At 58.6% G+C, this 13006-nt stretch carries 9 protein-coding genes; 4 read left to right on the forward strand and 5 right to left on the reverse strand.

The annotated features are described in order from the left end of the window. Window positions 1-16 precede the first annotated feature (16 nt). Entirely contained in the window at window positions 17-388 is a 372-nt protein-coding gene (locus ACA072_RS13610) for a fe2+ zn2+ uptake regulation protein (RefSeq protein WP_497624742.1), read from the reverse strand. A gap of 244 nt (window positions 389-632) precedes the next feature. Here ACA072_RS13610 and pvdQ point away from each other — a divergent pair, with 244 nt between their 5' ends. Next, window positions 633-2978 carry a bifunctional acylase PvdQ gene (gene pvdQ, locus ACA072_RS13615; protein WP_497624743.1) on the forward strand — a complete coding sequence of 782 codons (2346 nt, stop codon included), beginning with the start codon at window positions 633-635 and terminating at the stop codon, window positions 2976-2978. Window positions 2979-3035: 57 nt separating this feature from the next. Here pvdQ and ACA072_RS13620 read toward each other — a convergent pair whose 3' ends face one another. Next, window positions 3036-4037: a FecR family protein gene (locus ACA072_RS13620; RefSeq protein ID WP_497624744.1), complete on the reverse strand. Its 1002-nt coding sequence runs from the start codon at window positions 4035-4037 to the stop codon at window positions 3036-3038. 96 nt (window positions 4038-4133) lie between these two features. After that, window positions 4134-9002, reverse strand: coding sequence for a dermonecrotic toxin domain-containing protein (locus ACA072_RS13625; RefSeq protein ID WP_497624745.1), 4869 nt, complete (start codon window positions 9000-9002; stop codon window positions 4134-4136). Window positions 9003-9225: 223 nt separating this feature from the next. Between ACA072_RS13625 and ACA072_RS13630 the strand changes: the two genes are divergently transcribed. After that, the gene (locus ACA072_RS13630) at window positions 9226-10266 is read left to right on the forward strand and encodes an Ldh family oxidoreductase (protein WP_497624746.1); all 1041 of its coding nucleotides are present in this window, start codon (window positions 9226-9228) and stop codon (window positions 10264-10266) included. Window positions 10267-10345: 79 nt separating this feature from the next. On the opposite strand, the gene ACA072_RS13635 is transcribed toward ACA072_RS13630, so the two are convergent. After that, entirely contained in the window at window positions 10346-10663 is a 318-nt protein-coding gene (locus ACA072_RS13635; protein WP_497624747.1) for an ElaB/YgaM/YqjD family protein, read from the reverse strand. A gap of 164 nt (window positions 10664-10827) precedes the next feature. On the opposite strand from ACA072_RS13635, the gene ACA072_RS13640 reads away from it, so the two are divergent. Beyond that, window positions 10828-11079, forward strand: a complete 252-nt coding sequence (locus ACA072_RS13640) for a hypothetical protein (RefSeq protein WP_008155229.1) — start codon at window positions 10828-10830, stop codon at window positions 11077-11079. An 8-nt stretch (window positions 11080-11087) separates the two neighbouring features. Here ACA072_RS13640 and ACA072_RS13645 read toward each other — a convergent pair whose 3' ends face one another. Beyond that, window positions 11088-11996 carry a LysR family transcriptional regulator gene (locus ACA072_RS13645; RefSeq protein WP_497624748.1) on the reverse strand — a complete coding sequence of 303 codons (909 nt, stop codon included), beginning with the start codon at window positions 11994-11996 and terminating at the stop codon, window positions 11088-11090. Between the two features lie 85 nt (window positions 11997-12081). Here ACA072_RS13645 and ACA072_RS13650 point away from each other — a divergent pair, with 85 nt between their 5' ends. Continuing rightward, a complete protein-coding gene (locus ACA072_RS13650; protein WP_497624749.1) occupies window positions 12082-13005 on the forward strand; it encodes a carbon-nitrogen hydrolase family protein in 924 nt (307 codons plus the stop codon). The last annotated feature ends 1 nt before the right edge of the window (window position 13006 follow it).

Genomic DNA, 13006 nt, shown 5'->3' on the forward strand with positions numbered 1-13006 from the left:
ACGCACCTTGAGCTGATCAGTCGCGATTAAGCAGGGCTATAGCCTGTGGATGCAGGCTGTAGCTTTTGTCCGCATTGAGCGTGATTACGCCTTCGCTGCACAAGCGTTTCAACACTTCTCGCACACTGAGAAAGGACAGGGGGATATCCAGGTCCAGCAAATGGCCGTGCACGCCGCGCACGCCCAGGCTGCGCTCGCTTTCTGCGGCGGTCAGCAAGGCGTCGATGACCTTGAGCCTGATCAGGCTGGTTCGCAGTCCAAAGCTTTTGAGCAGCAACCTGATCCGCTCGTTGCCATTGCGCTCGCCGTGTTGACTGAAGACCCCGGAGCTCATGGCTGAACCCTTGGGCGCGTGACTACCGTCCGTTGGCAGTTGCGAGTTGTACATGCAAAAACTCCTTTTCCGAGCCAGCCAGGGAATGTGATGGGTGCTCTCATTCAATAAGACGTACGAGCACCGCAAATAATGAAGGCTCGAATGTAGAAAATTCGTCATCGTCACGTCAGTGGCCTGTGAGATGGGCGGATAAAGCGTCTTTCAGGGCCTAAATTTTTGTCGTTGATTTCGTTTCCAGGGGAAGGCGCGGTGCGTGTTTGACGCAGGGTGTTTGTCTTTTCGATCAGGAGCGAGCGTGATTATTTCCAGGCAATTAACCAGGTTGAGCCTTGCGGGCATGTTGGTGGGGCTGAGTCTTGCGGCAAACGCGCGCAGTACGCCCGAGCAGGCGAACGCCGATATTCGCCGCACCAGTTTCGGTGTACCGCATATTCGTGCCGCAGACGAGCGCGGGCTCGGATATGGCATCGGTTACGCCTACGCGCAGGACAATCTGTGCCTGCTGGCCAATGAGATTGTCACCGTCAATGGCGAGCGTTCGCGCTATTTCGGCCCGGATCAGCTGACGGTCGAGGAGCGCGAAAATCAGGTCAGCGACCTGTTCTTCACGTGGCTCAATACCCCTGAAGCCGTCGCCGGGTTCTGGAAGGCGCAAACCCCGCCAGTGCGTGACCTGGTCGAAGGTTATGTCGCGGGGTACAACCGTTCGCTGAGCGAACGTCGCGCACAAGGCCTGCCGCAACAGTGCCAGGGCGAATGGGTACGCGATATCACCTCGCAGGACGTGGTCAAGTTGACCCGCCGTCTGTTGGTCGAAGGCGGAGTAGGGCAGTTTGCCGAAGCGCTGGCGGGGGCGACGCCACCCAAGCCCGTCACGCAGGCAGCGGGCGATGGATCGTCATTTCAGTTGGCGGCCACGCGCCTGCAGCGGTTCGCGCTGGATCGTGGCAGCAATGCGGTGGCGGTCGGCAGCGAGCGGTCGTTCAATGGCCGCGGGATGTTGTTGGCCAACCCGCATTTCCCGTGGATTGGCGGGATGCGTTTCTATCAGATGCACCTGACCATTCCAGGCAAGCTGGATGTGATGGGCGCGGCGTTGCCGGGGCTGCCGATGATCAACATCGGTTTCAACCAGCACCTGGCGTGGACCCATACGGTGGACACGTCCAAGCATTTCACCCTGTATCGCCTGCAACTTGATCCCAAGGATCCGACCCGTTACCTGCTCGACGGCAAGTCTCTGCCGATGAACAAGCAAACCGTGACGGTGAACGTGAAACAACCCGATGGCCAGACTCACGCGGTGTCCCATGAGGTCTACAGCTCGCAGTTCGGTCCAATTGTGCAGTGGCCCGGCAAACTCGACTGGGACAATCAGTACGCCTACAGCCTGCGCGATGCCAACCTGGAAAACGACCGGGTGTTGCAGCAGTGGTATGCCATGAACCAGGCCTCCAGCCTCAAGGATTTGCAGGCCTCGGTGCACAAGATTCAGGGCATCCCGTGGGTCAACACCCTGGCGGTGGATAACCAGGGGCAAACGCTGTACATGAACCTGTCGGTGGTGCCGAACGTCAGTGCCGACAAGCTGGCCAAGTGCAGCGACCCGCGCATCGGATTGCAGATGATCGTGCTCGACGGTTCCAACAGCGCTTGCGCGTGGGACATCGATCCGAATGCAGCGCAAAAGGGTATTTATGCGGCGGACAAGTTGCCGCAACTGCTGCGCAAGGATTACGTACAACACTCCAACGATTCGGCGTGGATGGCCAACCCGGCGCAACCACTCACCGGCTTCTCTCCCCTGATCAGTCAGGAAGGCCAGGCATTGGGGCTGCGCTCGCGTTTCGCCCTGGACCGGTTGAGCACGCTGAGCAAGGCCGGCCCGATCTCGGCGGCGGATTTGCAACGAATGGTGATGGACGATCAGGTGTATCAGGCCGGGCAAGTGATGCCGGATCTGTTGCAGTTCTGCGCTAGCGATCTGGGCGCCGATGCCGCCACGCTCGCTCCGGTGTGTGCGAGCCTCAAGGCGTGGGACCGCAGCGCAAACCTGGACAGTGGGCTCGGCTTTGTACACTTCCAGAACATGATGGAACCGTTGCAGCAAATCCCTGACATCTGGCGAGTGGCGTTCGACCCGACAGATCCGCAACACACCCCGCGTGGGCTGGCGCTGGATAATCCGCTAGTGGGCAAGGCCATACGCGAAGCGATGCTGGCGTCGGTGGAACAGGTCAAAAAGCTTGGGCTCAAGGATGGCAGCCGCTGGGGCGACATTCAGGTGGTCAGCAGCGGCGGTCAACAGACGCCGATCCACGGCGGTCCGGGCACGCTCGGCGTGTACAACGCTATCCAGAGTGTGCCGAGGACCGATGGCAAACTCGAAGTCATCAGTGGCACCAGCTATTTGCAAGTGGTGACCTTTGATGACAAAGGCCCTCACGCCCAGGGTCTGCTGGCGTTTTCGCTGTCCAGCGACCCGGCGTCGGAGTATTCCCGGGACCAGACTCTGGCCTTTTCGAAGAAACAGCTGAGTCCGTTGCCGTTCACTGAGCAGCAGATCACGTCAGATCCGCAGTACCAGGCGCAGACGATCCGCGAGCAGGATGAAAAAGCCGGGAAGGTGGCCGCTCAATAAGAAAAGGGTGGTTCAAGCAGTAAAGAAGGCCGCATCCCCTTAAGGGTTGTGGCCTTTTCAGCTTTTAGGGGGTTGTTGCGGGATCGAATTGAGTACCGGATTACCTTCCTTGTTACGGGTCAGGTAGACCGGCAGCACCTTGGGCAGGGAAGCCACCAGGTTGTTCAGTTCCTTGATGTTGTAGATGCCGCCCAGACGAATCTTGCCAGTGCTGTGGTCGGCGACCATGACCGGTTTGCTCAGGTAACGGTTGATCAACGGCAGGGCGTCGTTCAGCGCCAGATCATCGAGCACCAGTTTGCCACTGCGCCACGCCAGAGAATTGTCGTTGGAGTAGGTCTGACTGATTTGCGGGGTAAAGTCGCCGTGTTTATAGCGCGCCTGCATCGCCGGTCCGAGACGCAAGCCATCCCCCGGAAGATCATCGTTACTGCTGACCAGCACCGAGCCTTCAATCAGGTTGACGCGCACTTGATCCTCATACATCCAGACGTTGAACTTGGTCCCGGTAACCCGAATCCTGCCGTCCGCTGCCCTGACGACAAAAGGGTGAGCCTGGTCATGGCTGACGCTGAAGTAGGCCTCGCCTTTTCCCAGCGTGACCCGGCGCTGATCCTTGAAGTTGCTGAACGTCAGCTCGCTGCCCAGGTTCAGTTCCACCTGGCTGCCATCGCTCAGGGTAACCTGGCGAACCGTGTCACTCGCTTCGAAGTGTTGATACGAATTCGGTAGCCAGCCCATGTTCCAGCCGCTGTACGCTGCCAGCGGCAACGCCAGGGCGCAAACGGCGGCAGCGATGCCGACCGTGCGCCAAGGCGTGGCCGGTTTGATGCGAGCAACGGATGGGACGGCTTCAGGACGCGGCAAATCCCCCGCGACTTCCCAGATCTCCAGCATGGCTTCGTACTCGAACGCATGCAGTGGATGAGCTTCACGCCAATGCTCGAAGTCGATCCGCTCTTCGGCGGTGCAGTCGACGGCGTGCAGACGCATGCACCAGTGCGCAGCGGCATCGGTGATGGCGTCATATTCGGCTTGCGAGAGAGAATTGTCTGTCATTGACTCATCCTGATTTCCCACATTCTAACCTTGTGGGGAAGCATGCGAGAACAGCCGTCATGGCAATTAAATATCAAATGAGAACAATTTTTGACATCAGGGCGTGCTGACGTGCAGTTCTCGGCCCAGTTGGCTGACTAACCAGGCAACGCTGTCGGCATTACCCAGCTGCACGGCCAGCCTGACCAGTGGATCTTTTTTAAAAGTGTGGCGGGCACCACTCAGGTTTTCGGCGCCGGTCAACGCCAGAATATGCGCCTTCACCCGGTCAGTATTTTCATAAGACGTACTGCCCGGATCCTCCCATACACCGGTATCAGGATCCCTGGTCATGAACAGCTGGGTCATCGGCGTTTTGATCGAGAGTGCCGTGGTCTGGGCGTCGGTCAAGGCGCTTTTTAGTTCAGTAGCAGTAGGGGTGGCTGTTCCAATCAGGTCGGTGAACGGTCTGCCAGGATCGAGGTAAGAAACGTCCTCGGTTTTACAGGCCATGTGCGACAGTTCATGAATCAAGGTCACCGCTCGGGCATGGGTGTGGATCGGGAAGGCCGTGTCGGTAAGATGCTGGCGGTAGTGTTCGAATCTGGGATCGAAGAACCTTTCTGCGAGGTGAATTCTGCGGTTTGCGTCTGAAGCCACGATGAAAGCAAATGTGTTTTGTGCATCTTCGGTCACCCGGCCGACCGCAAAACGGCTGGACTTCGGCTTTCTGAGTGAGGGCTCCAGCAGCGCTGTGAAAACGTCGCCGACGACCTTTTCGATCTTCTCGACATGCGCTGGCAGCACTTCTTGCACACCCATGAAATCCATGACGAGTTGATGCACGGGAGTGACGGTGTCGTCGGAAGCCTTCAGCAGCTGCAGATTTCGAAAGCTGTTCCAGGCATAGGTCGTTGCCAAGTCGAGCGCTTCGTCAATCTGACGGGCTCTTTGCGGAAACTGTCTTCGGATGGCGGACATTCCTGTGGCTTCGACGTTCATGCCCTGAAAAACCGAGTTTGCGGCCTCCAATCGTCCGAACAGGCTGAAGCGAGGCGCCGACTTGGGTCCATCAAGCACCCATTGTTTCGATCCGTTCTGGCGCATAAGCGGGCCACGGGTGTTTGTGTCGCCGATACGCCAGTGTGTGCCGCGCTTCACGACCGGATACACCTTTCCTTCAACCGGTCCGTAATGTTGTTTTGTCGTCGAATGGGTGTAGAGCCCAAGCGTTGCGTCTGATGTCAGCGAACCCAAATCGACATTGATGCTTTCATGGCGTTTCAATTTCGTGCGATCGGGGGCGGTGACGTCGATGTCCTTCCATTTGAGCCGGGTATCGGGCGTTTTCGTATCTTTCTCGGCCACCGGTGTGGCGGGAGTCGAAGACAGCAGCGTTTCATCCCCCAGTGATTGGCGTAGCGTGGAGAGTTCAGCCATGCCACTGATGAATTCTTTTATGGCGGCGCCCCATTTATGGGTTTGCAGGTCTTCGGCAGATTGCTTGATTTGGCGGTAGCTGCGCCACACCGTCTCCGGGTAGTCGAGTTTGCCCATGAAAAATGTATAGACCGCGTGCAGGTCTTCGCCCAGTACATGTTTGATGGTTGCCCATTCGCCCTCTCGTTTGTCATCGGACTGGCAACCGAGCAATCGGCCTAGCAACGCAGCGTTGTCATGGAGCAGATGTTTGAACAGATTCCCCTTGATCGGAACGGACGCCAGCGTGGTCTCGGTGATGCGATTAACGGTGTTGACCGGCGTGGCCCTGGCAACGCGTTGACTGGCCGTCGCCATCCGGGTTTCCAGCAGTATCCGGTCAGGGTTCGGCAGGTTCAGGAGTAGCCAGTCGAGCAGCGGTCCGCGAGTCTTCAGTTCAGTCAGCAGTTGGGCTTCGTTTTCATATTCCTTCACCCCGTGCCGAGGGCTGTGAGGCGCAATCAGCACCTGGGGTGCGGCGCGATCAGCCGATGAGCCGATCAGGTAAACACCCGGCACTTTGATTGTCTGGTCACTCTTGATCCCCAAAAACTCAAGCGGGCGGATGATCGCGTGGGCACCGTCTATAGCTGCGCGGGCGATGGCGTCAGGCATGTCCATGACCTGCCGGATCAGATCAAACCCAGTGTCGCTCAGGCGCTCCTGCAATTTTTCCGAGTGGGCGTAATGCATCAACTGCCAGGGTAATTGTGTATAAAACCGCTTTCTGCGCTCCGCGTTGGCCGTGGTGTCTGCCAAGGCTTCGCTCAGTAATTTCTGCTGATGCTCGCCCGGTTTCAGGTTTCGTATCAGGTCTTTGACGTAGCGTTCGTCCATTCCCTCGGGAATCACGGTGGTATCCAGAGACACCAGTTTGAGTTGGAGATGATCCAGCTCGTTGAGGTGAGTCAAAGCAAAGTCAGTCAGGGTTTGAGTGCGCGCTGCGGATGTCGGTCGGGCGCTTGTCTGGACCTGGACGTTGTCCGGATTGATGTTGAAGGTGTCGGCCTTGAGCTGTTTTTCCAGTTCATGGTGTGCCGTGCGTTGCAGTGAGCGTATGCCGGTCAGGTAATCCTGGTCGTTTTTAACGTTGTTGACGTATTGCTGAAGCAACTCGGCATGCAGGATCAGGTCTTTGACGGGCGCCTGGGCCAGCCATGCCGGCAGTTTTTGTTGCGTCGTCAGTGACCGCGCAATGTCGACCGCACGGTCGAGCCCGGTCATCGGCTTACGCAGCGACACGAGATTCAGGAGGCTGGTCAGCGGCGTGGCGGAGAGCTTCGTCGCCAGCGCATCGGTCAGGCACGACGAGTCCAGACGTACATAGGGTTTTTGCAGATAATCCAGAAAATGCCCGTAGACCCGCTGCAGGGGCGCCAACGTGTAAGTCAAGCCAGGCAATCGCTCCCTGCGGCCAAGGTTCTCCAGGAGCATCGTGCGATGGTTGACGTCTGCGAGGCGTCCTCCGAGTTCGGTCAGCAACGGTGTCAACGCCTTGAAGGCTTCAAACCCTAGCGCGGGCGTCCACAAAATCGCTTTGCCCGAATGCACCGGGTCCAGGCCGCCTCGTTCAGTCAGGACAAAACAACTGGCCAGTTTCAACGGAACCGCTGCGTCGCCGGCCTTCAATGCGAGGGAAAAAACCTCCGGAAAAAAACCGTTCAATGGCGCTCGCTGCTGGTGTGTCGGGTTATCGAGCACGGTTTTGATGATGGCCTGTTCCGTCGTGCCCAGAGTGCGCGTGACAGCACGCAGCTTCAGTTCACTGCGCAATGCCGTTGACAGCGTGTGAGTGAAATTCGATTGCAGTCTCGCCACGGAAGAACTCAGGACACGCTCCGCGTCGGCGAAGGAGCGGGTTGTCGTGGAGATGACCGGATGCTTTTCAAGAACTTGATCGAGCGCCTGCTCGACAGAGTCGAGGAGCGATAGCTCCCCTTTGGCCGACTCGGCGCGCATAGTGGCTGGTCGCGCGCCCCAGCCTCGATCTACTCGTGTACTCCAGCGGCCCGAGGGTTCGGGCGTTAACAGTCGGTCATCGATCAATCCCCGGACATCCAGCGCATTGTCGAGCAAGGAATGGGCGTCGATCGTACCTTCGCTTTCGCGAAAACGGCTCAGCGCATGGGACAGGTTGTCCTGCTGCTTGCCAAGGATGTCGACCATCAAATGTTTAAATACCGGGCCGATGACCGGTTTGCCTTCAATCAGGCGCTCAACTGGCTCCAAGGCTAGAAAGGTGGCGCGTTCGCCCAGCGACATGAAATTGAGCAGCGTGTCTTCATGCCCTTCGGTTTTCATCATGTCCAGCACGATTTTCTTGACCGCCGGCAGATTGCTCGTCGCTTCGATGCCTCTGGAGTGGGTGTACAGAAAACCCAAGGTGTTGGTGCCCCCGATTATCAAGGTCGAGGCCAGCTCCGCAAAGTGCTTGAAGGGCGCGGACACAAGCACTTTCTCGATGCGAAGGGGATCGTGCGCGTCGGGCGGGAGGCTGACCTTCATCAGTCGCAGGTATTCCTGTGTCGTTAAAATCCCGTTCTGGCGCTGGTGAAGCAACTTCGTGTGGAAGATGTCGCGCAAGCCTTCGGTGAAAAACTCCAGGCGTGTGAGGCCAAGGCTCATGGAGGTGTTCCAGAACAAGGAGAGCAGGCGTTGCAAGTGCGGCGTAAAGCTCTGTGCGATCTTCTTCACCGCGCTTTCCCACGCTTCGTTATCAGCGTCGCTGCTCACGCTATGCTCCGGATTGGCGAAGACTCTTGAATCGCCGGTTGGCCACTGGTTGGTCAGGTAGAAATGCAGCAGCGCATCGCTCAGCGGTATCGAGGAAATCGTGTGCTGATCTTCGTTGCCGTCGAAGGCTGACACAGTCTTCACGAAGCTCTTCAGTTTGGTGAGGCGCTGGTCCAGTTTGGGAAAGGATTTGTGCAACGCGTTCTTGAGGGTGTCGTCCAGCATCGATTGCAGCGTTGGCGTCTTGAGCAGTTCCTCCTTCATCGTCTTGATGTTCTGTTCCTGATTGCCATCGAGGGTCAGTTGCTGGTCCTGGAAGACCGCGCCTTCGATGTCTTTGGTGGCAATGTCGGGTGCGGTGGCGGCGGGTACAGTGCTGCGTTGTTCGATGGAAAGAAAGCGCAACAGCTCCCGTTTCTCGGTGGCCTGCACCAGCCATTCCTTGAGCTTGCTTTTGAGGTCGGCCATGCCCGCGAACTTGATCAAGCCTTTCCACGGTGTGTAGAGCGTGACCTCCCCATCGTTGGGCCGGCTCATGGCAAAGGCGCCGGCCAGTGGAATATCCGGTTTGCCCGTCACCTGCAGCAACAGTTGATAGAGGTGCATCGGAGTTTTTTGCGCGATGCGGGCAGCGTGGGTAGCCAGGTAAACGTGCTTCAACCATTTCAGGTCGGCGAGTGTGAAGTTCAGTGCTTTTTCGCGGTCACCGGGCTGTTTGGCATTGGACGCACGCTCTGCCTCGTCGAAAAAGTAGGGCTCTACAGGTTCAGTCATGGTATTTCCTCATGTGCTGCGATCAGCGGCCTGGCGCAGGTTTTTGGTTGAGGAAAAACACTAAGGTCAGCGGAGCGTTTCGGTGCGGTACATATTGCTTGAGCCGAACAGCCGAGACTTGACAGGAAGCCGGTAAAACAGCGCTTAATCGACGTCTGCTTTTGGTTGCCGTGCAACCTCGTTTCCCTGGTGCCCGTACTTAATAATAAAACTGGAGCTTCAGATGACCGCAACGCCCGAAGTGGCCGTCAGTTCGACCACCCCATCGCTCGATTTCGACGCGCTCGTTCTATTGCTTGAGCAAATTTTCCTGCGCCATGGCACGTCCGCCGATGTTGCCAAAACCCTGGCGCTCAACTGCGCCGGCGCTGAACGCGATGGCGCGCACAGCCATGGCGTGTTTCGTATCCCAGGTTATGTCTCGACGCTCAAGAGCGGCTGGGTCAACGGCCAGGCCGTGCCAGTGGTCGAGGACGTAGCCTCGGGTTTTGTCCGGGTGGATGCCGGTAATGGTTTTGCCCAGCCCGCGCTGACGGCCGCTCGTTCGCTGCTGGTGGAAAAAGCCCGCAGTGCCGGGATTGCCGTGCTGGCGATCCGCAACTCTCACCATTTCGCGGCGCTATGGCCGGATGTCGAGCCGTTTGCCTATGAGGGGCTGGTGGCGTTGAGCGTGGTCAACAGCATGACGTGCGTGGTGCCCCACGGTGCCGACCGGCCGTTGTTTGGCACCAACCCGATCGCCTTTGCCGCGCCCCGGGCTGGCGGCGAGCCGATTGTCTTTGACCTGGCCACCAGCGCCATTGCCCATGGCGATGTGCAGATTGCCGCGCAAAAAGGTGAACGCTTGCCAGCGGGCATGGGCGTGGACGGTCTTGGCCAGCCGACTCAGGACCCGAAGGCGATTCTGGAGGGGGGCGCGTTGCTGCCGTTTGGGGGACACAAGGGTTCAGCGTTGTCGATGATGGTTGAACTGTTGGCGGCAGCACTGACCGGCGGCAATTTTTCTTTCGAGTTCGATTGGAAGAACCATCCGGGAGCCAAGACGCCCTGGACCGGGCAATTGCTGATCGTGATCGATCCGAGCAAGGCGGCCGGGCAGAATTTCGCCGAGCGCAGCCAGGAACTGGTCCGTCAGATGCACAGCGTGGGGCTCAAGCGACTGCCGGGAGATCGACGTCACCACCAGCGAACCAAGTCGAACGCCCAAGGCATTCAACTGGATGCTCAAACATTGGCGAACCTGCGAGAACTGGCAGGGCTCTGAGATCTGAGCAAAACGCGGACATGAAAAAGGCGAGCGCAATGCTCGCCTTTTTGTTGTGTTGCTGTTGAAGCGGGACCGTTTAACGACGGCCCAGCAACAACCCGACCACCAGGCCGAAACCGGCGGAGATGGCCACGGTTTGCCATGGATGTCCACCGATGTAGGTCTCGGTCGCGTCGACCACAGGTTTTGTGCGATCACGAACACTGGTGACCGAATCCCGGGCCTGCTGCAGTTTCTGGGCGATTTGCCCGCGAAGGGTTTCTGCTTCCTCACCCACCAGTGAAGCGCTGCTTTTTAGCAGTTTTTCCGACTCTTCGATCAGGGATTGAAGTTCGCTGAATGCCTGATCCTTGATCTGGTCATTGGCGACTTGTGCGGCGGTTTTCCGGGCCATTGGGTACTCCTTGCAGGTAAATGGGCAGTGAACAATGGAGTCTTGCGCGACTGAAAAAGTTGCAGCGAATTTTCGTATTGACTGTGTGCCGAGGAAAAATCCGGAGTCGGACATTTCCTCCTACAGTGTAAGATGTCGCCTATTTTACGCAGCAGGTAATTCCCATGAGCTTCAATCTGGCCGACAAACCCCTGGCTGAGCGCGCCGCGCTTGAAGATGAGAAATCCCGTCTGTTCGACCTCTGGCAAAGCAACCTCGGTAAATCCAAGGGCGAGGCCGCGCGGTTGTTTGGCGAGCGGGCCAAGCGCAAAGGCAAATGGGCGGAATGGGTCCGTGCCGAACTTGACGGCATGTCGCCGCCGGAATTTGCGAACATGGTTCGCAGTGAAGTCAATCGCTTGATGGCCGCCAAGTAAGGCCAGCCTCAGGCAAAACTTGCGACAATGGCCTCGCGCACTTTCAATACCACCGGATCGAGCTGCGTGCTGGTGCGCCAGCCCAGTTCGATCGGGTAACGCGGCAAGTCCAGAGGGCAGGGCAGCAGCGCCAGTCCGCAGAGCGCCGCAATACTTTCAGCGGCGTGGGCAGGAATGGTCGCCACCGCCTGACTGCCCTTGAGCAGGTGTGGCAACGCCGCAAAGTGCGTGGTCGAGGCGCACACCCGCCGATTCAGTCCCAACGATGCCAAGCCCTCATCGGTGATCCCGATAAAGCCGCCCGATGACACCAGAATGTGCTCGCGGGCGACGAACTCCTCTAGCGTGATTGTCTGTTGCCCCGGCGCCAGGCTGAGCGGATCCACCAGGCACAGATAACCCCCTTCACCCAGCACCTGACGGCTGAGCAATCGCTCGGTGAACCCACCCGCGGTGATGGCCAGATCGATGCTGCGCTCCATCAGCGCCTGAGCGACGATCTGGCTGTGCGTCTGCCGAAAGATCAGGCGCAACTTCGGCGCACTGCGGGCAATGGCCTCGATCAACCGCCGACCGTAGGCGATTTCGAAATCATCCGACAATCCCACGGTGACCGAGCGTCCATCGTAATGATTGGCCGCCGGATCGACCATCGCCAGGCTCTGACGGCATTTGTTCAGCGCGTCACTCACCACCGGTTTCAACTGGTTGGCCCTGAGCGTCGGTGCCAAGCCACGGCCAGTGCGCACGAACAGTTGATCGCCATACAGCTCGCGAAGCCTTCGCAACGCTGCGCTGACGGCCGATTGCGTCACGCCCAGGCGCAACGCCGCACGGCTGGCGCTGGACTCTTCATGCAGCGCTTCGAAGACTTTGAGCAGGTTGAGGTCAACGGTGGCGATATTCATAAGGCTCATATCATTCAGCAGTGAATCGGGCTTTATTCATGATCCCGTGGCGCAGGAGAATGGGCAACATCTCATTGCTTTCGGAGTGACCGCCATGCCCAAGTCCATTGTTGCAGCGTTGCAAATCGGCGCCTTGCCCGGCGGCAAGGCCGAGACCCTTGAACAGATCCTTGCGTGGGAACACGCGATTATCGAATCCGGCGCCGCGCTGGTGGTCATGCCTGAGGCATTGCTGGGGGGGTACCCCAAAGGCGAGAATTTTGGCACGCAACTGGGCTACCGCTTGCCGGAAGGACGCGAAGCGTTTGCCCGGTATTTTGCCAATGCCATCGACGTGCCTGGCGCCGAGACTGAAGCGCTGGCCGGGCTGTCGGCTCGTACTGGGGCCAATCTGGTGATCGGCGTGATCGAGCGGGCCGGCAGCACGTTGCATTGCACGGCGTTGCTGTTCGATCCGCAGTCCGGACTGGTCGCCAAGCATCGCAAACTGATGCCCACCGGCACCGAACGCTTGATCTGGGGCAAGGGCGACGGCTCGACGTTGCCGGTGATCGACAGCCAGGTCGGGCGGATCGGCGCGGTGGTGTGCTGGGAAAACATGATGCCGCTGCTGCGCACCGCGATGTACGCCAAAGGCATCGAGGTCTGGTGCGCGCCGACGGTGGATGAGCGGGAAATGTGGCAGGTCAGCATGCGCCACATCGCCCATGAAGGACGCTGCTTCGTGGTCAGCGCGTGTCAGGTTCAGGATTCACCGCAGGCCTTGGGCGTGGAGATCGCCAACTGGCCGGCGGATCGGCCGCTGATTGCGGGTGGGAGTGTGATTGTCGGGCCCATGGGTGACCTTCTGGCGGGGCCATTGCGAGACGGACCGGGGTTGCTCACCGCTGAAATCGACACCGATGACTTGATCCGCGCACGTTACGACTTCGACGTGGTCGGTCACTACGCGCGCCCGGATGTGTTTGAACTGACTGTCGACGAACGCGCCAGACCCGGCGTGCGCTTCAACACATGAC

It is taken from the genome of Pseudomonas sp. LBUM1656, from assembly GCF_059716065.1.